The 19,988-nt window shown below is 62.2% G+C and carries 18 protein-coding genes and 1 other RNA gene; 9 read left to right on the top strand and 10 right to left on the bottom strand.

What is annotated here, in order from left to right:
• Positions 1–32: 32 nt before the first annotated feature.
• The 8 genes from ACEW8Q_RS15015 to ACEW8Q_RS14980 form a co-directional block, all read right to left on the bottom strand.
• Entirely contained in the window at positions 33–1,607 is a 1,575-nt protein-coding gene (locus ACEW8Q_RS15015; protein ID WP_373504861.1) for a Do family serine endopeptidase, read from the bottom strand.
• Between the two features lie 24 nt (positions 1,608–1,631).
• Positions 1,632–1,829: a DUF2065 domain-containing protein gene (locus tag ACEW8Q_RS15010; protein WP_373504860.1), complete on the bottom strand. Its 198-nt coding sequence runs from the start codon at positions 1,827–1,829 to the stop codon at positions 1,632–1,634.
• A complete protein-coding gene (hflC, locus tag ACEW8Q_RS15005; protein WP_373504859.1) occupies positions 1,826–2,728 on the bottom strand; it encodes a protease modulator HflC in 903 nt (300 codons plus the stop codon). The genes ACEW8Q_RS15010 and hflC overlap by 4 nt, the downstream gene beginning before the upstream one ends.
• A gap of 17 nt (positions 2,729–2,745) precedes the next feature.
• Positions 2,746–3,837, bottom strand: a complete 1,092-nt coding sequence (gene hflK, locus ACEW8Q_RS15000; protein WP_373504858.1) for an FtsH protease activity modulator HflK — start codon at positions 3,835–3,837, stop codon at positions 2,746–2,748.
• A 161-nt stretch (positions 3,838–3,998) separates the two neighbouring features.
• Positions 3,999–4,577: a dihydrofolate reductase gene (locus ACEW8Q_RS14995; protein ID WP_373504857.1), complete on the bottom strand. Its 579-nt coding sequence runs from the start codon at positions 4,575–4,577 to the stop codon at positions 3,999–4,001.
• Between the two features lie 131 nt (positions 4,578–4,708).
• On the bottom strand, positions 4,709–5,206 hold the full coding sequence (locus tag ACEW8Q_RS14990) for an N-acetyltransferase family protein (RefSeq protein WP_373504856.1): 498 nt from the start codon (positions 5,204–5,206) through the stop codon (positions 4,709–4,711).
• Entirely contained in the window at positions 5,203–6,027 is an 825-nt protein-coding gene (locus ACEW8Q_RS14985) for a lysostaphin resistance A-like protein (protein ID WP_373504855.1), read from the bottom strand. The genes ACEW8Q_RS14990 and ACEW8Q_RS14985 overlap by 4 nt, the downstream gene beginning before the upstream one ends.
• A gap of 3 nt (positions 6,028–6,030) precedes the next feature.
• Positions 6,031–6,825: a thymidylate synthase gene (locus ACEW8Q_RS14980; protein WP_373504854.1), complete on the bottom strand. Its 795-nt coding sequence runs from the start codon at positions 6,823–6,825 to the stop codon at positions 6,031–6,033.
• Between the two features lie 59 nt (positions 6,826–6,884).
• Between ACEW8Q_RS14980 and ssrA the strand changes: the two genes are divergently transcribed.
• The 9 genes from ssrA to ACEW8Q_RS14935 all read left to right on the top strand — a co-directional run bounded on the left by ssrA (position 6,885) and on the right by ACEW8Q_RS14935 (position 14,746).
• Positions 6,885–7,254: a transfer-messenger RNA gene (gene ssrA / locus ACEW8Q_RS14975) on the top strand.
• Positions 7,255–7,366: 112 nt separating this feature from the next.
• A complete protein-coding gene (locus ACEW8Q_RS14970; RefSeq protein ID WP_373504853.1) occupies positions 7,367–7,879 on the top strand; it encodes an SspB family protein in 513 nt (170 codons plus the stop codon).
• A gap of 8 nt (positions 7,880–7,887) precedes the next feature.
• Complete coding sequence (mepA, locus tag ACEW8Q_RS14965) at positions 7,888–8,823, top strand: penicillin-insensitive murein endopeptidase (protein WP_373504852.1); 936 nt, start codon at positions 7,888–7,890, stop codon at positions 8,821–8,823.
• A gap of 43 nt (positions 8,824–8,866) precedes the next feature.
• Positions 8,867–10,753 (top strand): potassium transporter Kup, encoded by a 1,887-nt coding sequence (locus tag ACEW8Q_RS14960; RefSeq protein ID WP_373504851.1) that lies wholly within the window; start codon positions 8,867–8,869, stop codon positions 10,751–10,753.
• Between the two features lie 15 nt (positions 10,754–10,768).
• A complete protein-coding gene (locus ACEW8Q_RS14955; protein ID WP_373504850.1) occupies positions 10,769–11,698 on the top strand; it encodes a CehA/McbA family metallohydrolase in 930 nt (309 codons plus the stop codon).
• Between the two features lie 4 nt (positions 11,699–11,702).
• Positions 11,703–12,875 (top strand): MFS transporter, encoded by a 1,173-nt coding sequence (locus ACEW8Q_RS14950; protein ID WP_373504849.1) that lies wholly within the window; start codon positions 11,703–11,705, stop codon positions 12,873–12,875.
• A gap of 97 nt (positions 12,876–12,972) precedes the next feature.
• Positions 12,973–14,361, top strand: coding sequence for a class II fumarate hydratase (gene fumC, locus ACEW8Q_RS14945; RefSeq protein ID WP_373504848.1), 1,389 nt, complete (start codon positions 12,973–12,975; stop codon positions 14,359–14,361).
• Complete coding sequence (locus ACEW8Q_RS14940; protein ID WP_373504847.1) at positions 14,361–14,537, top strand: DUF4169 family protein; 177 nt, start codon at positions 14,361–14,363, stop codon at positions 14,535–14,537. The genes fumC and ACEW8Q_RS14940 overlap by 1 nt, the downstream gene beginning before the upstream one ends.
• On the top strand, positions 14,537–14,746 hold the full coding sequence (locus ACEW8Q_RS14935; RefSeq protein WP_373504846.1) for a ribbon-helix-helix domain-containing protein: 210 nt from the start codon (positions 14,537–14,539) through the stop codon (positions 14,744–14,746). The genes ACEW8Q_RS14940 and ACEW8Q_RS14935 overlap by 1 nt, the downstream gene beginning before the upstream one ends.
• A 3-nt stretch (positions 14,747–14,749) precedes the next feature.
• On the opposite strand, the gene ACEW8Q_RS14930 is transcribed toward ACEW8Q_RS14935, so the two are convergent.
• Both ACEW8Q_RS14930 and ACEW8Q_RS14925 read right to left on the bottom strand, forming a co-directional pair.
• Positions 14,750–18,559 (bottom strand): AsmA family protein, encoded by a 3,810-nt coding sequence (locus ACEW8Q_RS14930; protein WP_373504845.1) that lies wholly within the window; start codon positions 18,557–18,559, stop codon positions 14,750–14,752.
• Positions 18,560–18,591: 32 nt separating this feature from the next.
• A complete protein-coding gene (locus ACEW8Q_RS14925; protein ID WP_373504844.1) occupies positions 18,592–19,983 on the bottom strand; it encodes an FAD-binding oxidoreductase in 1,392 nt (463 codons plus the stop codon).
• Between the last annotated feature and the right edge of the window lie 5 nt (positions 19,984–19,988).

The following is a 19,988-nucleotide window of genomic DNA, read 5'->3' as shown; positions in this document are numbered from 1 at the left end:
CCGATGCGAACCGCCGTTGCTTTGTAAGCCCGCTACTTCTTCAGCTTCAGCGCGATGAAGCGCATCTCGCCCTGCTTGCCGCCTTTGGCGACCAGCAGAAGGATCGAGTTCTTGTTGGCCTTCTGGGCTTCCTCGACGCGGGCCGAGATGTCGGCGGCACCCTGGACTTCCTGCTCGCCGGCTTCCGTAATGACATCGCCCGGCTCTAGGCGCTTCTCGGACGCCAGGCCATCTGCCGCCACCTCGGTGATGACGGCACCCTTGATGTCCTTGTCGATCGAATACTTGGTGCGCAGTTCGTCGGTCATCGAGGTGACGGTCATGCCGAGCACCGTGACGACGGCTGGCGCCGCCTTGTCTGCGCCACCCTGGCCGGGCGTTGCCGCAGCCATCTTCTCTCCATCCTCAAGCCGGCCCACTTCGGCCATGACGCTCACTTCCGCGCCCTTGCGGAGAAGCTTGACCGGAACCTTCTTGCCGATCTCCGTTTCCGCCACGATCTTGGGCAAGTCACGCATGGAGTTGACCGCGCGGCCGTTGAATTCGACGATGACGTCTCCGGACTGGATGCCGGCCTGTTCGGCGGGGCCTGTCGGGGTAACGTCGGCCACCAGAGCGCCGCGCGGACGACCAAGGTTGATCGAATCGGCAATGTCGGGCGTCACCGACTGGATCTTGACGCCGAGCCAGCCGCGCCGAGTCTCGCCATATTGCACGAGTTGGCTGATGACGTTTTTCGCGGTATTGGAAGGCACCGAGAAGCCGATGCCGACGGAGCCGCCCGAAGGCGAGAAGATCGCCGTGTTGATGCCCATCACCTCGCCCTTGAGGTTGAACAGAGGGCCGCCGGAATTGCCCTTGTTGATAGCGGCGTCGGTCTGGATATAGTCGTCATACGGGCCGGCATTGATGTCGCGGTTGCGCGCCGAGACAATGCCCAGCGAGACGGAGCCGCCGAGGCCAAAGGGGTTGCCGATGGCCATCACCCACTCGCCGATCCTCAGCTTGTCGCTGTCACCGAAGGAGACGATGGCAAGCGGCTTCTCGGGCTTCACGCGAATGACCGCGAGATCGGTCTTGGGATCGCGGCCCACGAGCTCGGCCTTGAGAACAGTATCGTCGTGCATATGGACTTCGATGGTTTCGGCACCCTCGACCACATGGTTGTTGGTGACGATCAGTCCGCTGGAATCGATCACGAATCCCGACCCCATCGACGTCATGCGCGGCTGGTTCTGCCCATCGGGCTGGCGCTTCAGGAACTCGTCGAAGAAATCCTTGAAGGGATTGCTGGGATCATCGGGAGAAGGCTGTCCCTGCTCTTCTCCACCCGGAATCCCCGGAATACTTGGCGTCGCCGAACCGCCAGGACCGCGGGACTCGATGGTGATCTCGACCACGGCCGGCAAGAGCCGGTCCGCCAGATCGGCGACGGAGGGAAGCTCCTGAAGCTGCGGTTGCGTGGGGGTGAGATTCTCGCCGGGCGCCGGCTGCTGGTTGATCTGCGGCGACGGCGCAATTTCCTCGGCCTGAACCGCGGACAAGGCCAGCAGGCTCAGTCCCAACGCCGCCGCAACGGCCTTCACCTTGATCACATTCCCGCTCATCTTCACCGCTCTCCCAGTCGAATTTCAGAAAAACGCAGCTCGCACGATCCACACGGCCAGCACGCCCACGCCCATCGCCATCAAACCACCTATACGCAGCTGGTCGTTGGACAGTTTCTGCATGGACAACATCATGGCCTTCAGGTGCCCCGGAACCAAGGCATAAAGAAGGCCCTCGATCACAAGTACGAGACCGAGGGCCAACAGGAGGTTGGGGATCATTGAACCGGCTGGGCGGGCACCTCTGCCGGAGCGGCGGTTCCTGGCGGCCTGCCCATGAAGTACCGGAAGAAGTCGGAATCCGGCTTCAGCACCATCGTCGTTCCGTCGGTGGCGAGGCTCTTCGCATAGGCCTGCATCGAGCGGTAGAAAGAGAAGAACTCCGGGTCCTGCTGGAAGGCTTCGGCGAACACCCGGTTACGCTCGGCGTCGCCCTGGCCCTGCACGATCTCGGCCTGCTTGCGCGCCTCCGAGAGCTTCACGGTGTAGGTCCTGTCGGTTTCGGCATTCATGCGGGTCTTGGTCGCTTCACCCTGCGAGCGGATGTCCTGGGCCAGTGCGTTACGCTCTGATTCCATGCGCTTGTAGGTCTGTTCCAGCACGTTCTCGGACAAGTCGGTCCGGCGCACGCGAACGTCCACGATCTCGATGCCGAGCGTATCGGCCTCCTCGCGGAGCTGGTCGCGGATTTCGCGCATCATCACAGCGCGGTCTGACGAAAGAGCCGCATCGAACGAGCGGCGGCCATAGGTCTGGCGCAATGCCGCATCGAGGCGGGCCGCCACGCGGGCTTCGGCCTGCAGCAGGTCGGCGCCGAGCGTTTCACGGAACAGGCGGGCATTGGAGATGCGCGCCAGCGTGATGGCATCGACAATATAGACCTGCGAGGCCACGTCCTGCACCGGCCGGTCGTTGTTCTCCCAGATGATGATGCGGTCCTCGATCATGGTGACCGTATCGGCGAAGGGCAGCTTGAAGTAGAGGCCCGGTTTCTCGACCACGCGATTGATGTCGCCGAAGCGCAGGACAAGCGCCTTGTGTTTCTCGTCGACGACGAAATACGACATGTAGAGTAGGACGGCGATGACGGCCGCTGCAATGCCCAGAATGCTCTTTGTCATGTTCTTCTTGCTCCCGGTCAGTTCGACGTGCTGCCGCCCTGGCGCTTCTGCACCTCGGGCAACGGCAGATAGGGAACGACCCCCTGCCCGTTGGCGCCATCCTCGATGATGATCTTGTTGGTCTGTCCGAGGATCTGCTCCATGGTTTCGAGGAAGATGCGCTGGCGCGTCACGTCCTTGGCATTCTTGTACTGCTCGTAGACGGAGAGGAAGCGGGCCGCTTCACCCTCTGCCTCGGCAACGACGCGGGCCTTGTAGCCATTGGCATCCTCGACCAGCTTGGCAGCCTCGCCTTCCGCCAGGCGGACGCGCTGGTTGCGGTACTGCTCGGCCTCGTTGATCAGCTGCTGCTGGTTCTGTCCGGCGCGCACGACTTCGGCAAAGGCGTTTGCCACTTCGCGCGGCGGCTGCACGTCGCCCAGGTTGATCGACGTGACCATGACGCCGGCATTGTACTCGTCGAGCAGACTCTGGGTGATTTCCATCACCTGCGCCTCGACCGTGTTTTTGCCGGTGGTGAGGATCGCCTGCGCGCGGGTCTGGCCGACGATCTCGCGCATGGCGCTCTGCGAGACGGCGCGGATGGTACGCTCCTGGTCCGCGACGTTGAACAGGAAGTTCTTCGGATCGTTGATGCGCCAGAACACCGAGAACGGCACGCCGATGATGTTCTTGTCCGCCGTCAGCATCTGGCCTTCGGACCCATCGTTGCCGATGTTGATCTGGCGGACGGCGCCGACGCGCGGCTTCTCCATGGTCTCGATCGGCCACAACGCGAAGTGCAGGCCCGGCTCGGCCGTGCGGTTGTAGGTGCCGAATCGCAACACCACGCCACGTTCGTCGGGCTGGACCTGATAGATGCTGTTGTAGATCACGAAGGCCCCGAGAAGCGCCACCGGCAGCAGCCAGCCGAAGCGACCGCCGCCGCCCGAAGGAAGCACCTGCTTCAGCTTGTCCTGCCCCTTGCGGATGAGGTCGTCGAGATCGGGCGGAGTTGGCCCGCGCCCGCCGCCCTGATTGGGCTTGCGCGGCCCGCCGCCCTGTCCCCACGGTCCCTGGCCCCAGGGCCCCTGGTTACCGCCGCCACCGCCTTCGGAATTCCACGGCATTCATGTCACCTTTTCTTCTTGTGATGTCGTGATGAGATATCGCACGGATATAGGGAGACGCTTCCCAAATGTCCATGACATCAGAAGAATTACAGGCGTCGCAGCCAGAAGCTAACAGAATTTTAATGGGGCAAACTGGGAGGAAACAAACTGCTAAGATTCTACTCGGCCGCAATCGAACCAATCAATCCGACACCCTCGAAGCGAGTTTTCGAAGTGCGCTCCAAAATCAAATATGAGGATGAATACTCATCATTTGCCCCACGTCCGGACAGCTTGTAAGTCTCAGCCCAACCAGACAGATCAACATCAAAATATATCGCGGCTGGATCATCAATAAAAACATCAATTTCCGTAAGATAAATTTTATCTGCGCGCGGAAGGAGCGAATTAAAAACTTCGCCACCCCCCACAACCATAACCTCACTGACACCCGATGCCATACAAACGTGCTCGGCTCGGAAAAGAGCGTCCTCTAGGTTGTCAAAAACTTCAATTCCGTTCTTAACTGTCGATCTCAAATGTATTGGATCACGGCTGACAACGATGTTGGTTCGGCCAGGCAAGGGTCTACCAATCGATTCAAAAGTGTTTCTCCCCATCACGATGGGATGACCCATTGTTACTTCTTTAAATCGTTTGAGATCAGACGGTACGTTCCACGGAAGTCGGTTATCACAGCCTATGACACCGTTCCTAGATCTCGCCACCACAAGCGATAACAATGGACGGTTATCCATTAGCTCAACTCCCCGAGATTTTGACGAGCCAGTTTTTAGTTCGGCTTCATCAAAAGGCAAAAATGCCCACTAAAGTTCCTTCTAGCCCTTTAATGTCACGTAAATATTTAAAATCAAGTCTTGAAATTGCACTAGAGCCCTGACAGCGAGTCGCGTTCACACCACCTTTCCAGTGCCGCGCCATGAAGTCGGCAAATGCAGACGCCCTCCTCGATGTCGGCCCCGGCTTCCTCGTAGAGTGCACGGGCGCCATCGTTCCACGCCATCAGGTGCCAGCTGATCGAGGCCATGCCGCGCGCCACCGCCAGCCGCGCCACCGCCTTCAGCAGCATCCGCGCAATGCCTTGGCGCCGGTATGCCTCCAGCACGGAGAGGTCTTCCAGATACATCGTCTCGCGGCCTCGGAAGGTGGAGAAGCTGCGGTGCCAGATGGCACATCCCGCGGGAACCCCATCGGCGAGCGCCAGCAATGCCCCCACGAGAGGGTGTTCGCCGAACAACGCCACTTCGTAGTCGGCAGGCGAGGCACGGAATTGGGCCAACTCGCCATGCGACTCCGCCAGCGACCGTACCATGGCATGGAGTGCGGCGCCATCCCCGGCGCGGGCTTCCCGGATTTCGATACTCATGGCTGCGTCCCCAGCGTGGCAAAGATGATGAGCGCGTAGGTGCCGTTCCACATCCCATGGCAGGCAATCGTCACCCACAGGCTGCCGAAGCGGTACATCATCCACCCAAACACTAGGCCCATGACGAAGATAAGACCCACCGACAGCCAAGGCTCCGACATGTGCATGAGCGCCCAGAGTGCGGATGTGACGAACGTGGTGCCCGAAACGCCAAGCCGCGTCGACGACAGGGCCGAAAACAATTGGCCCCGGAAGATGAATTCCTCTGCAAGCGGCGCGCCGATGGCGATCGATGGAAACACCAGCAGGAACAGCCATGGCTCGTTGGCGATGTCATACATCGCCTCCTTGACGAGCCCCGCCGAGCCGCTGTCCGGCGATTGCCCGTCAGGACCAGGCGTATATTGCGAAAGGTCGATGCCCGACAGGGTGACGATGAGAATGATCGCCAGATACATCGTCACCATGAACCCGCCGAGCAACGCGATCCAGCCCAATCCTGTGAACTTCGGGACGCGCAAGGCCAGTATCTCCCCCGGCTTGCCGCCTTTGCGGCCCGCCAGCCACCACGCGGCCCAGGCGACGATGAGCGAGGCTGGAAACAGCACCACGAGACTTGCCTTCACCAGATCGCGGGTATTCTCGAAACTGCCGCCGAACAGCGCGACGACCGCGATGGCCGAGAGAAAGATTTGCAACCCCTGATGAAGGATGATCAGCCCAAGCGCCGCCAGCAGCCCGTACCACAGACCCGGAGCACTGGCCGGCCAGTAGAGCCTGCGGAACCAGCCGCCGGTGAAATCCTCGCCTAGAGCGCTCATCCCCTATACCGCGACGGGAGCCGCGATATGCGGATGCGACTGGTAGCCTGCGATCTCGAAATCCTCGAAGCGGAAGTCGCCGATCTCCGTCACATCGAGCTTCATCACGAGGCGCGGCAGCGGCAGCGGTTCGCGCTGCAGTTGTGCGTCGGCCTGTTCCAGGTGATTGAGATAGAGATGGGCATCGCCCAGCGTGTGGATGAATTCGCCGGGCTTGAGGCCCGTCACATGCGCGACCATGTGGGTCAGCAGCGCATAGGAGGCGATGTTGAAGGGAACGCCGAGGAAGATATCGGCCGAGCGCTGGTAGAGCTGGCAGGACAGCTTGCCACCCGCAACGTAGAATTGGAACAGGCAATGGCAGGGCGGCAGCGCCTGCTTGTCAACGTCTGCCGGGTTCCACGCGGTGACGATCAGGCGCCGCGAATCCGGGTTCTGGCGGATACGGGCGATGACATCCGCCAGCTGGTCGATTGCCGAACCGTCACGCGCCGGCCACGAGCGCCACTGGGCGCCATAGACGGGCCCCAGATCGCCATTGGCATCCGCCCACTCGTCCCAGATGGTGACCTTGTTCTCATGCAGATACCTGACGTTGGTGTCGCCCCGGATGAACCACAGGAGTTCGTGGATGATCGAGCGCAGATGCAGCTTCTTGGTGGTGACCAGCGGAAACCCTTGCGCGAGATCAAAGCGCATCTGATGGCCGAACACGGACAGCGTGCCCGTACCCGTCCGGTCTTCCTTGCGATGCCCATGCTCCCGCACGTGCCGCATCAGCTCGAGATACTGTTTCATGGGGCCGAGGTTTAGACGATTCCGTGCAGGAATGCGAACCGGCTGCCGAAGTTTATCAGCCCCTTTCAATTGGGCGGCCATGGCCCTATATTCAGACTGTCACGTCCGGCAACGGGCATGACTATGGTGATAAACGGTAATCGCAATAAACCTTTCGGACCCGGGGGCAGTACCCGGCGCCTCCACCACAGACTTCCGGGCTTCCGCTGGGGAGCCTGCGATGGGGGCGAAATAGGATCGACGAGGGCGTAAAGGGTTGCTTTTTGCTCGTGATGGCTCCGACGTTATCGGGCTAAACATATAGTTGCCAACGACAACTATGCTCCCGTCGCGGTGGCTGCGTAAGCAGCCTGAGCTAGGGAAATCAAGTCCTTGGGCTTAGCAGTTCAAGGCGGGGTTCGCCGGCACCTGGCAACAGAAGCCGGCACTTCATCTCCTCATTACAGTTCAAGCGGCCCAATTTTTCTGCGGATGACTTTGCCATCCCCGGGCGGCTATGATACGGGCGACGCATATTCGATCACATCGCCCGGAATCCAGCATGCCAGAAGACTTGATGCGCTATGACCTCCTCGCCCAGAACGCCCTCAAGGGCGTGGTGCGGGACGCGCTCCGCATCGCGGCGACGACCGGGCTACCCGGCGAGCATCACTTCTACATCGCCTTCAACACGAAACACCCGGGAGTCGAGCTGTCCGAAAAGATCGCGCAGCGATACCCGCGCGAGATGACCATCGTGCTGCAGCACCAGTACTGGAACTTGCATGTCCAGGAAGACCGCTTCGAGGTGGAACTCTCCTTCGACAACGTGCCGGAAAAGCTGGTCATCCCCTTCGACGCGGTAAAGGGCTTCCTCGACCCCGCTGTTCAGTTCGGACTCCAGTTCGAGGCAGCACCCGTAGAGCGCAAACCCCGCGAGGTGGAAGCTCCCAAGACTGCCTCGGGCAAGATCGAGAACCAGCCCGATCCGCCGCCCGCCCCAAAAGTGTCCGAAAGCGCGGCGCAAAATGAGGCGGCAAAGGTCGTGTCACTCGACCATTTTCGCAAGAAGTGAGGCCCGTCATGCTGCGCCCAATCGTCTTTGCCACCCTGCTATTCATCGGTCTGCCGCACGCATCGGGGCAGGCCCAGACCGCAACCGATTCGCGGGCACTCGCCGCCATGAGCGACCAGGCCTTGATGAAACTGCCGGCAAAGAAGGTATTCGGCGGCCAGAAGGTGCCGACCTCGACGCTTAAATCCCGCGCCATCGGTTCCTATGCCAAGGGCTGCATGGCAGGAGGCGCGGCGTTGCCCGTTGATGGGCCTGCATGGCAGGTGATGCGCCTGTCGCGCAATCGCAACTGGGGTCACCCGGATCTCGTGGCCCTCGTCGAAGACCTCGCCAAGGAAGCCAAGGAAAAGGACGGTTGGAACGGCCTCCTCGTCGGCGATCTCGCCCAGCCGCGTGGCGGCCCTATGCTCTCAGGCCATGCCAGCCATCAGGTGGGGCTTGATGCCGACGTCTGGCTCACCCCGATGCCCAACCGCACTCTTACCAGGCGGGAGCGCGAGGACATTTCAGCGAAACTTGTGGTGAAGGACCGCAAGACCATGGACAAAGCGGTGTGGACCGAGGCTCATGCACGGCTGATCAAGCGCGCCGCCTCCTATGATGAAGTCGCGCGCATCTTCGTTCACCCGCCGATCAAGGCAGAGCTGTGCAAATGGGCCAAGGGCGACAAGTCATGGCTTGCCAAGGTCCGTCCCTATTACGGGCACAACTATCACTTCCACATCCGCATCAATTGCCCCAAGGGTTCGACCACCTGCAAAAACCAGGCACCGGCGCGGCCAAAGGACGGGACTGGATGCGGCGAGGAGCTTGCCTACTGGATGGGCGACATTCCCTGGAAGAAGGCGAAACCCGACCCGAACGCAAAGCCGCCCAAGCCTGCCCCGCCCTTGACTCTCGCGGCCCTTCCTGCTGAATGCCGCGCCGTCGTGACGGCCGAATAGCCGCCGGAAAATCTTCAGGGAGCGGCGCCTCAACGGCGCGTGCATGTCACAGCAGAACGATCAGGCCCACGGCCCATCGAAGTCATCCATAAAGCTGGCCATCGCCTCGATCGGCGTCGTCTTCGGAGACATCGGCACAAGCCCGCTCTATGCGATGCGCGAAGCGCTCCACCCGGTTACGACCGCCGGCGGTGACTTGCGCCTCGCCGTGCTGGGCGTGGCCTCGCTGCTCATCTGGGCACTCATCCTCATCGTCACACTGAAATATGTCGTGTTCCTGATGAAGGCCGACAACCGTGGCGAAGGCGGCATCCTCTCGCTCGTGGTGCTGGTTGAAACGCTTCTGCAGAAGAAGGGCGGCTTCGTGCTGGCCCTCGGCATCATCGGCGCAGCCTTCTTCTTTGGCGACGCGATGATCACGCCCGCCATGTCGGTGCTGTCCGCCGTCGAGGGACTGAAGGTCATCAATCCCGGCTTCGAGCCCTATGTCGTGCCGCTGACCCTGACGATTCTCATCACGCTGTTCCTGTTCCAGTACAAGGGCACCTCGGGCGTCGCCGCCCTCTTCGCGCCGATCACCGCCCTGTGGTTCCTGGTACTCGGGATCATGGGCTTCATGCATATCTTCGACGACCTCGACATCTTCTACGCCTTCAATCCGGCCTACGGCCTCTCGATGCTGATCGAGCGGCCCGCCCTGGCATTGCTGGTGTTCGGTGGCGTGTTCCTCGCCGTCACCGGCGGTGAGGCGCTTTACGCCGACATGGGTCACTTCGGCGCCAAGCCCATCCGCCTTGCGTGGCTCTCGGTCGTGTTCCCCGGCCTCATCCTCAACTATCTGGGCCAGGGCGCCTTCATCATCTCGCACCCCCATGCGGTTGAAAATCCGTTCTTCCTCATGGCGCCGGGCTGGAGCCTCATCCCGCTGGTGATCCTTGCCACCGCCGTCACGGTCATCGCCTCGCAGGCAGTCATCACTGGAGCGTTCTCGATCGCGCAGCAGGCGATGTCGCTCGGCCTGTTCCCGCGCATGAGCATCACCCACACGAGCGAGACCGAACAGGGCCAGATCTATGTGCCGCAGATCAACTGGATGGTGCTCACCGGCGTCATAATCCTTGTGCTGGTCTTCAAGTCGTCCAGCAATCTTGCCTCGGCCTATGGCATTGCTGTCAACACGTCGATGATCGTCGATTCCATCCTCGCCCTCATCTTCTTCTGGAAAGCGCGAACGATGCCGCGCTGGATAGTCATCCCCCTGCTCGTGCTGATCTTTGTCATTGAAGCGATGTTCCTTGCGGCCAACGGCCTGAAGCTTGCCAGTGGCGGCTACATGCCGGTGCTGCTGGGTGCCACCATCATCATGCTGATGGTGACCTGGATGCGCGGGCGCCAGGCGCTGGCCGCAAAGCTCAGGAAAGAATCGGTCGAACTCGTGCCGCTGCTCGAAAGCCTTGAGCGCCGCCAGCCCACGCGTGTCGCCGGCGCCGCCATCTTCCTGCAGACCGATCCCCTCTATGCGCCCAGCGCCCTCATGCATAACCTGAAGCACAATCGCGTGCTACATGACCGTCTCGTCTTCATCACCGCCGAGACGACGAGCGAACCGCGCCTCGAGAACGAAGACCGTGTGATCGTAAAGCAGCTTCCCATGGGAGCCTGGCTCGTCGAGGCCCGCTTCGGCTACATGGAGCAGCCGGACGTGCCCAAGGCGCTCCGCGCCTGCGCGCCGTTCGGGCTCGAGATCGACCCGCGGCAGGCGTCATATTTCCTTGGCCGAAGAGTTCTACGCATGTCGGCGCGCTCTGCACTCCCCTTCTGGCAGCAGCGCATCTTCATCATGCTGGCAAACCAGTCGGCGCGCGCAATAGAGTTCTTCCGCATCCCGCCCGACCGCGTTGTCGAGCTTGGCATGCAGATGAGCGTTTAACCCCAGGAACTGAACATGCTGCTTGCTCCCTTCTCCGCCCCCGGCCGATTCTGGCGCGGGAACTTGCACACCCATTCGAACCTGTCCGACGGCGCGCTGGAGCCGAAGGCGGTCGTCGATGCCTACAAGAACGCAGGCTACGACTTCATGCAATTGTCCGAGCATTTCATCGGCAACTTCGATTTCCCCATCGCCGATACGCGGGCTTTCCGCTCCAACAGCTTCACGACGCTGATTGGCGCCGAACTGCACGCGCCCGAAACGGCGGTCGGCGAGCTCTGGCACATCGTGGCGGCGGGCCTGCCGCTGGACTTCCCGCGCAATCTCGATGGTGAAAACGGTGCGCAGGTTTCGGCCCGCGCGGCGGAGGCCGGCGCCTTCATCGGCATCGCGCACCCCGCATGGTCGCATCTCACCATCGAGGATGGCCGCGCCATCACGTCAGCGCACGCAGTCGAAATCTACAACCACGGCTGCGCCATCGAGAACGACCGCGGCGACGGCTGGTATCTTCTCGACCAGATGCTCACGGAAGGAAAGCGCCTCACGGCCTTCGCCACCGATGACGCGCATTTCAAGACGCCCGACCATTTCGGCGGATGGGTTCATGTGAAGGCCGAAAGCCTCGACCCCGAAGCCCTTCTGGCCAGCCTGAAGAAGGGCCTCCACTATTCGAGCATGGGTCCGCAGATCCATGGAATCGAGATGAACGGCAAGGAAATCTCGATCTCGTGTTCACCCGTCGATACGATCACGGTGCTCTGCGGCACCTCGCGGACGGCGGTGCGGAATGGCCGCGCCATCACCGACGCCAGCTTCGATCTTGCCAAGCTGGAAAAGGGCTGGCTCTTGAAAAAGCAGAGCGGCTGGTTCCGCGTGGTGGTGATCGACAATGCAGGCAAGCGCGCTTGGAGCAACCCCATCTGGTGGGACGAGCTTCGCTAGAACAGTGCCCCTCTGGCTCGTCATCACCGGGCTTGGCATCACCCAGATCATCGGCTGGGGAACGACATACTACGCGCTCGGCGCCCTCTCGCAGGACATCGAAGCGACGACCGGATGGTCGAAGGCGCTGATCTTCGGCGCCTTCTCGGCGGCCCTCTTGCTGAGCGGACTGATCTCGACATGGGCCGGACGTTTCATCGACCGCAACGGCGGCCGAAACATGATGATGGCGGGTTCCGTGCTGGCCGCCATGGGCTGCGGGCTGATCGGGCTCATCCAGCATCCAGCAGCCTATGTCGCAGGCTGGCTGGTGCTCGGCATCGCCATGCGCTTTGCAACCTATGACGCTGCCTTCGCCAGCCTCGCACAGATCGCGGGCGCGGGCGCCCGCCGCGCCATTTCATACCTGACACTCTTCGGCGGACTCGCCTCCACGGTCTTCTGGCCGGTCAGCCATTGGCTGTCCGTCAGCATCGGCTGGCCCAATGCCATGCTGTCCTATGCAGCGCTCCACATCATTGTCTGCCTGCCCATCCATGCCCTCGTACTGAAAGACGCTCAAGGCGAGAAGGCAGCCGAAACGCAGGCGGAAGATACCGTCGTCCCGCTGCAAGGCATCGACCGCCGCAAGGCCATGGCATGGTTCGCGGCGGCACTGGCACTGAACGGCATCGTCTTCTCCTCGATCTCCGCCCATGTGGTGCCGCTCTTCGACGGGCTGGGCTTCCGGGGCGACGAAGCCGTTGCCATGGCTGCCCTCATTGGCCCCTCGCAGGTGGCAAGCCGCATCGGAGAAATCCTGCTGGGGCGAAAGCTCAAGGCGGTGCATCTGGGCCTCATCGCCTTCGGGCTGCTGCCGGTGGCGCTGGCGATCTTCTGGGCAGGCGGATTTTCGTGGGTGTCAGCGCTCGTCTTCGCCGTGCTCTATGGCGCATCGAACGGGCTCGTCACCATCGCCAAGGGCGCGGTGCCGCTCGTTCTGTTCGGGCGGCGCGGCTATGGCGAAGTGCTGGGATTAATCTCGACGCCCAATCTCATCGTCAATGCCGCCGCTCCCCTCGCCTTCGCCCTGCTTCTCAGCGGAACGTCACCGCAAGCCGCATTGATGATCGCGGGCGCGGCGGCTATCGCTTCAGGCCTCTGCATGGCGCGGCTGACGTGGCTACACCCGCGTTGAACAGAGCCAACTTCCGTCTGACTGGCGGGGCCTCCGGGGAAGTGATAATCAGCCCGCCGAAACGATATCGCCACACGGCACCCTTTCGAGGATTTCCATGACCAAGACGCGCACCGAGACCGATACCTTTGGCCCCATCGAGGTCGACACCACCAAGTACTGGGGCGCTCAGGCGCAGCGCAGCCTCGGCAACTTCAAGATCGGCATGGAGCGCCAGCCGCTTCCCGTGGTGCGTGCGCTCGGCATCGTCAAGCGTGCCGCTGCGGAAGCCAACATGGCGCTGGGCCGGCTCGACAAGTCCTTGGGCGAGGTCATCGTGAAGGCCGCGCAGGAGGTGATCGACGGCAAGCTCGACGAGCACTTCCCGCTTGTCGTCTGGCAGACGGGTTCCGGCACCCAGTCCAACATGAACGCCAACGAGGTGATCTCGAACCGGGCGATCGAGATGCTGGGCGGCACCATGGGCTCCAAGAAGCCGGTGCACCCGAATGACCACGTCAACATGAGCCAGTCGTCGAACGACACCTACCCGACGGCCATGCATGTGGCCTGTGCTGAAGAAATCCGGCATCGGCTGATCCCCGCCCTCCGCCACGTCCATGTTGCACTCGATACCAAGGCGAAGCTCTGGGCGCACATCATCAAGATCGGCCGCACCCACACGCAGGATGCAACACCGCTGACGCTGGGCCAGGAATTCTCGGGCTATGCGAAGCAGGTGGAGAACGGCATCGCCCGCATCGAGCAGACCATGCCCATGCTGATGGAGCTGGCGCAGGGCGGCACGGCGGTCGGCACCGGCCTCAACGCGCCCGTGGGCTTTGCCGAACTGGTTGCCGAGAAGATCGCCGACATCACCGGAATGGACTTCACGTCTGCTCCCAACAAGTTCGAGGCGCTCGCCGCGCATGACGCGATGGTGATGAGCCATGGCGCCATCAACACGGTGGCGACCTCGCTGTTCAAGATCGCCAATGACATTCGCTTGCTAGGGTCAGGCCCCCGCTCCGGGCTCGGCGAACTGTCACTGCCCGAGAACGAGCCCGGCTCGTCCATCATGCCGGGCAAGGTGAACCCGACCCAGTGCGAGGCCCTCACCATGGTCTGCGTGCAGGTCTTCGGAAACAATTCCGCCATCACCTTCGCCAACAGCCAGGGGCATTTCGAACTCAACGTCTACAACCCCGTCATGGCCTACAACTTCATCCAGTCGGTACGCCTGCTGGCCGATGCGGTGGTGAGCTTCACCGACAATTGCGTGGTCGGCATCGAGGCCCGCGAGGACAACATCAAGTCGGCGCTCGACCGCTCGCTGATGCTGGTGACGGCACTTGCCCCGAAATACGGCTATGACCGCGCCGCAAAGATCGCCAAGACCGCGCACAAGAACGGCACCACATTGCGCGAGGAAGCGGTGAAGGATGGGATCGACGCTGAAGACTTCGACCGCATCGTGCGGCCCGAGGACATGATCGGGCCGAAGTGATGGGCGAAATCGTCAGCCTCAAGCTGCATCGCAGGCGCAAGGACCGCGCCGCGAAGGACGAGCAGGCTGCGGAGAACCGCGCCAGGTTCGGCCGCACGAAGCACGAGAAGCAACTGACGGCGGCGGAAAAGGAGAAATCCGCCAGCGACCTCGACGGCCACAAGCGCGAGGACTGATGGCGGGCGACCTCAAGCGTTCGCTCACCATTTCCGGGCACCGCACGTCGCTGTCGCTCGAACCTGAATTCTGGGAAGCGCTCCAACACGCCGCCGCAAGCCGCAACATGTCGATCGCGGCCCTTGTTTCAGAGATTGACGCAACACGCGGAGAGCGAAACCTGTCAAGCGCCGTGCGGGTGTGGATTCTCCGCACCTTGCAAAACTGAGGTTTACTGTGAGGGCGAGAAATCGGGCGGGGCTGATATAATCACCGGCGCGCCCTTCGGATTTGCGAGAATGACGGGTTCCACGCTCTTCTGCTTCCGTTGGGGCGGACTGGCCGTCGATGCCTTTGCAGCAGGCTTCTGTGCCGCTGGCTTGACCGCTGCGGGCTTGACAGTAGCAGGCTTGCGCGGTGCGGCCTGCGCCTGCCGGTCAAGGCGGCGATAGACCCTGATCTCGCGAACGCGTTCCTTCACTTCACGTTTGTTGATCTCGGCATTAGCTGCGCGCTCGGACTCGATCTGCTTGCGCAGGCGCTCGGCTTCCACGACGCGCATCTCGGCGTGCACTTTGAGTTCGCGCTTGCGCAATAGCAGTTCGTCACGCTGGGCATAGTAGGCCGCAAGCCGCTCCTCATCCAGAATGCGCTGCTTTTCTTCTTCCGCCGCCAGCCGCCGCTGCTCTTCCTGCAACCGTTCGAGTTCGTCGATGCCCTGCTGCATGATGGTCACGCCAAGCTTGGTGGCGAGTTCCGAATTATCCTCCATGCGCGCCAGTGCCGATGGCGGACCGGCGTAGGATACGCTCATCGCGGGAAGCTCCTTGCGGGCCTTGAGCGACAGCGTGATTTCGGCATCCATCTCGCCCAGCGCAAGTTCGGCGACCGTCTTCACCTGCACATCGGCCTCGGGCGACCTGAGGCCGAATGGCAGAAACCCGACCTCGCCCTCGACAATCGTGATGGTACCGGAGACGGCACCAAAATCGAGTCCGGCGCCGCCACGAAGCGCGTCGAATGCGGCGGTGACGCCAGGCGCATCCTTCGCATTGGCCAGAGCCGCGGAGAATGCCGAGGGCGTGATGCCAAGGAGCTTGAAATTGTCAAAATCGAACGAACCGCTGCCCCGCAAGGCGGCCAGAGCCCCGCCGGGGCTGCGGCCCGCTGAACCGAATTTCACCTCGACGAGGCCCAGACCTTCCGCCACTGGAGCACCACCGGCAAGCGCCATCTGCCGTGCGAGATCGACGGGGATGCGGATGAGGCCATCAAGCTCGCGGCTGGCGTCGATTCCGGCGGAACTCAGTTCGACCTGGGCGTCCTGTCCCTTCTCGTCCTTGCCGAATATGGCGAGGCTGATCTTGTCCTTGTCCGCAGTGATGCCGATCTCGGCATCACGCGCGATGAAATGCGGATGGACTTCAAGCGCCGAAGGCTTGATCCACATTTCTCCCGTCAGGCTGAATGGAAGTGCGGAAGCGAAACTGCGCTCGATGTCGGGCGCTGCTCCCGTCCAGTCGAGAAAGGCAGCGGCCAGCACATCCATCAGCCGCAGACGCCCCGTCTCGATGTGCGCGTCAAGCTTGCCTTGCTGGTCGAAGGCCGCCGTCCCGGAGAACTTTTCCTGACCCAGCCGCCCGGAGATGGATGCAAGTTTCAATCCGCCATTTTCGGAATTCAATGCCGCGTCTGCCACGAGCACACCGCCGGGCAATTGCGATACGGGCAGGCCTGCAGCGGCAAGCAGCATCGAGGCATCGGTGCTGCGAAGCGACAGCCTGCCGTCGAGCCCCAACATCTGGGCTGCCGGATTGACCGGACCCTGGTAGTCGAACCGCGCTCCATAGGCCTGCACCGAGGCATTGGCCATGAAGCCATCCTTGATCGTGCCCGCGGCCTGCACTTCGATCTGGCCAGGATGAGTGTCGGTGCCGGCTGGAAAAAGGCCGAGCATGGCCATCAGCCGCGCCGAACTCGCCGCATTGATCTTCACGCTGCCGCTGAGGCTCGCATCGGGTTCGGCCGTGCCGTTGCCTGAGAGTGCGAGTTGTCCGGCATTGCCGTCAAGGCTGAAGCTGATGCGGGAGCCGCCTTCGGCGGGCTTCACGCCCAGGTCACCGCGCAGCGCCATGGGACCGAGATCGCGCGTCCACACCGGCGGCGCATCGCCCTGACTCAGACCCAGCAATCGCAGCAATTCGGTCGGGTCATCCGCCTTGACGTCGAGCCCGATGGAACCGTCGGCCCCCTTGCCGCTGTCGAGAATGAGGCCCGTCGCCTCCAGCATCGCACCGCCAACGGAGCCGATGGACAGCGTGCGCAGGTCAAGACCGTTGGCACCGGACTGGAGGTCCACCGTGACATTGGCAGCCGTCACACCGTTGAGCAGCAGTTCCGCCGCCTTGAGATTGAGACGCAAGTCCGGTGCATCGTCATGCGGCAGCGCCAGCGCGGCGAGTGCGCCGATGCCCTGCCCCGCGGCGGCAGATACTGCGGGAACGCCCTGGGGTGCGAAGCTGTCGATGTCGACGCGATTGCCGTCGATGCGGATGTCGACAGCGCCGCGTCCGGCGGACGTCACCGCAAGCTCCGCCGTGCCCCGCTCGCCATCGAGTTCGTATTCGGTTTTCGTAAGACGCAGGCGCGCGGGCGTCAGGCTCACGTCGGTCTGCATCTTGAAGCGGCCGCGACTTCCGGTCCACAAGCCGCCCAGACGGCCCTTGCCTTCGGGCCAGGCCCACAGCGTCAGGGCACGGAGGTCGTTGGCTTCCAGCGCCAGCGTCCCCGATAGTTCCGCCCCCGTTTCGCCCGGAAAATAAACGCCCTTGAACAGCATCTCCGAGCGGCCTGGAAGCCCGGTCGAGAAATGCCCGATGCGCAACGCCCCCTTCTCGGCCTCGATTGCGATCGCAACATTGTCCAGTGTCTCGCCGCCGGTCTTCAGCGCCGTGACATTAAAATTGCCGGCAAGGCTCATATTGCCCGGTAACAGCCCCAGCAGGCTGTCGGCGAGTGCAAGGCTTCCAGCCTCACGCAACAGGTCGCGGGACTTGGCACCCGCAAGTTCATCGAGGTCGAGCATTGCGGCGGAGAGGTTCACGCGCGCATCGATGTGCTGGCCGAGTTTGAACCTGGCTTCGCCCGAGGTGAGCGTGCCGCCATGACGGAGGTCAAGCGGCGCGACCTCGATCTTCTCAAGATCGATCTGGTCGAAATTGCCTTTCACATTGGCGGTGAATACCAAGGGCCGGAAACTGCCCTCGGCATCAGTCTTGCCGTCATCCGCGGCTACAGGCTCTATCCTGAGCTGGCCTTCGACATTGCCGCCCATGTGCGCGCCGTCGAAGCTGTAGGCGAAGCCCGAGTGATCGCCAGAGGCAACCCGCAGGCCAAAGCGGAAAGGCTCACCCTCGTGGTAAAGCCCCGTGTTGGCGGAAATATCGATGACACGGTCATTGTAGAGCGAGAGCGACCGCAGGCGCCACGGCCCCGCGACGCCAGGCGAATCCACCTGCGCATTGAAGTCATCGAGCGTCACTGTCTCGCTGCGGCGATAGTCGCGGAAACTGATGGAGCCGTCCCTGAGCTGGATCTGGTCGAGCCTGACCCGCGAGAGAACATCACTCTTGATCAGGTCTGCCGAAGGCGTGAACAGCCAGTTGCCTTCGCCGGTAGCCAACCGTTCCAGATGGATCGAGGGTTCCTCAATGTCTACGCTCTCGACATCGATGCCGCCCCGGGCCAGCCCCGCAATCGTCATCCTCACCACGATACGGCGGATGCTGGCGAAATCCGGTGTTTCGAGGCCGGCCGGGTTGGCGATGGTCACTCTTTCAGCCGTCAGGCTCGGCCATGGAAACAACCGCACCGATACCGGGCCTTCGATCTTAACGGCGCGGCCCGTGAGCTTCTTGCCATAGGCCTCGAGATCGGCGCGATAGCTGTTCCAGTCCACGACGAAGGGCGCGGCGAGCAGTCCTGCGACTGCGATCACCAGCAGAATGCCGAAATAGAATACGGGCGATTTCCAGACCTTCATCAATCAGACCTGTTGGAATCGCATTGCGTCAATCAGATGGCGGCATTCTTGCCGGGGTTCATGATGTTCTTCGGGTCCAGCGCTTTCTTGATCTCCCGCATGAAGCCGAGTGCCGGTCCGTGCTCCTTCTCGAGATAGTCGCGCTTGCCCGAGCCGATGCCATGTTCCCCGGTGCAGGTGCCGCCCATGTCGATGGCGCGGTCGATCATGCGGCCATAGACACCCTTCACCTTCTTCACTTCGTCGGGGTCGGCGCGGTTGCAGAACAGCACGACATGGAAATTGCCGTCGCCCACATGGCCGACGATGGGGCCGTAAAGCCTGTTGGCCGCCAGGTCCGCCTGGGTCTCGGTCACGCATTCCGCAAGCCGCGAGATCGGCACGCAGACATCGGTGGCGAAGGCATCTTTCCCCGGCATCAGCGATTTCGTCGCCCAGAACGCATCGTGCCGTGCCTGCCACAGCCTCTGGCGGTCCTCTTCCTTGGTCGCCATGCTGTAGGGCCCGCCGCCAAGCTCCTCCGCAATCGCCGCGAAGGTCTCGGCCTGCTCCTGCGCCGAGGCGGTCGTGCCATGGAATTCGAGGAACAATGTGGGCGTCACCCTGAGATCGAGCTTCGAATAGACATTGAACGCCTTCACATGCTCGGCGTCGACCAGTTCGATACGGGCCACCGGAAGCCCCATCTGGATCGCCGTGATGGTGGCGTTGCAGCAGGCCTCGACACTGGGGAACGGGCAGACGGCGGAAACGATTGACTCAGGTATTCCATAGAGCTTGAGCGCCACCTCGGTTATGACGCCGAGCGTGCCCTCGGACCCCACCATCAGCCGCGTGAGATCATAACCTGCTGACGATTTCTTGGCGCGCGAACCGGTGCGGATGATTTCGCCATTGGCCATGACGGCCGTCACGTTCAGCACATTCTCGCGCATGGTGCCGTAGCGCACCGCGTTGGTTCCGGATGCGCGTGTGGCCGTCATGCCGCCGAGGCTGGCGTCAGCGCCCGGATCGACGGGGAAGAACAGGCCCTGGTCGCGAAGGTGGGCGTTGAGCTGCTTTCGCGTCACACCCGCCTCCACGCGGCAATCGAGGTCTGCCGCGTTCACCTCCAGAATCCGGTTCATGTTCGACAGATCGATGGAAATGCCGCCGAAGGGCGCTGTGAAATGCCCTTCGAGCGATGTGCCGGTGCCATAAGGAATGATCGGCGTCCCGTATTTCCCGCAAATCGCCACGATCTGCTGGACTTCATCCGTATCTTTCACGAAGGCGACAGCGTCTGGCGAAGCACCGGGGTTCCAGGTCTGATCTTTTCCGTGCTGTTCGCGGACGGCGGGCGCGGTCGAGAGACGGTCGCCAAGGCGCTCGCGGATTTCCGCAATCGCCTGTGTTGTGCTGTTCTTGCCTGTGGGAGTATCCATGCTCC

Source organism: Aestuariivirga sp. (assembly GCF_041738905.1).
Taxonomy (GTDB): Bacteria; Pseudomonadota; Alphaproteobacteria; order Rhizobiales; family Aestuariivirgaceae; genus Aestuariivirga.
The sequence above is the reverse complement of the archived record's forward strand: the minus strand, read 5'-3'. Positions and strand labels throughout refer to the sequence as shown.

Excerpts from the sequence above, each read along its gene's own strand:
- ACEW8Q_RS15015 (WP_373504861.1), bottom strand. The coding sequence starts at position 1,607 with ATGAGCGGGAATGTGATCAAGGTGAAGGCCGTTGCGGCGGCGTTGGGA.
- ACEW8Q_RS15010 (WP_373504860.1), bottom strand. The coding sequence starts at position 1,829 with ATGATCCCCAACCTCCTGTTGGCCCTCGGTCTCGTACTTGTGATCGAG.
- hflC (WP_373504859.1), bottom strand. The coding sequence starts at position 2,728 with ATGACAAAGAGCATTCTGGGCATTGCAGCGGCCGTCATCGCCGTCCTA.
- hflK (WP_373504858.1), bottom strand. The coding sequence starts at position 3,837 with ATGCCGTGGAATTCCGAAGGCGGTGGCGGCGGTAACCAGGGGCCCTGG.
- ACEW8Q_RS14995 (WP_373504857.1), bottom strand. The coding sequence starts at position 4,577 with ATGGATAACCGTCCATTGTTATCGCTTGTGGTGGCGAGATCTAGGAAC.
- ACEW8Q_RS14990 (WP_373504856.1), bottom strand. The coding sequence starts at position 5,206 with ATGAGTATCGAAATCCGGGAAGCCCGCGCCGGGGATGGCGCCGCACTC.
- ACEW8Q_RS14985 (WP_373504855.1), bottom strand. The coding sequence starts at position 6,027 with ATGAGCGCTCTAGGCGAGGATTTCACCGGCGGCTGGTTCCGCAGGCTC.
- ACEW8Q_RS14980 (WP_373504854.1), bottom strand. The coding sequence starts at position 6,825 with ATGAAACAGTATCTCGAGCTGATGCGGCACGTGCGGGAGCATGGGCAT.
- ACEW8Q_RS14970 (WP_373504853.1), top strand. The coding sequence starts at position 7,367 with ATGCCAGAAGACTTGATGCGCTATGACCTCCTCGCCCAGAACGCCCTC.
- mepA (WP_373504852.1), top strand. The coding sequence starts at position 7,888 with ATGCTGCGCCCAATCGTCTTTGCCACCCTGCTATTCATCGGTCTGCCG.
- ACEW8Q_RS14960 (WP_373504851.1), top strand. The coding sequence starts at position 8,867 with ATGTCACAGCAGAACGATCAGGCCCACGGCCCATCGAAGTCATCCATA.
- ACEW8Q_RS14955 (WP_373504850.1), top strand. The coding sequence starts at position 10,769 with ATGCTGCTTGCTCCCTTCTCCGCCCCCGGCCGATTCTGGCGCGGGAAC.
- fumC (WP_373504848.1), top strand. The coding sequence starts at position 12,973 with ATGACCAAGACGCGCACCGAGACCGATACCTTTGGCCCCATCGAGGTC.
- ACEW8Q_RS14940 (WP_373504847.1), top strand. The coding sequence starts at position 14,361 with ATGGGCGAAATCGTCAGCCTCAAGCTGCATCGCAGGCGCAAGGACCGC.
- ACEW8Q_RS14935 (WP_373504846.1), top strand. The coding sequence starts at position 14,537 with ATGGCGGGCGACCTCAAGCGTTCGCTCACCATTTCCGGGCACCGCACG.
- ACEW8Q_RS14930 (WP_373504845.1), bottom strand. The coding sequence starts at position 18,559 with ATGAAGGTCTGGAAATCGCCCGTATTCTATTTCGGCATTCTGCTGGTG.
- ACEW8Q_RS14925 (WP_373504844.1), bottom strand. The coding sequence starts at position 19,983 with ATGGATACTCCCACAGGCAAGAACAGCACAACACAGGCGATTGCGGAA.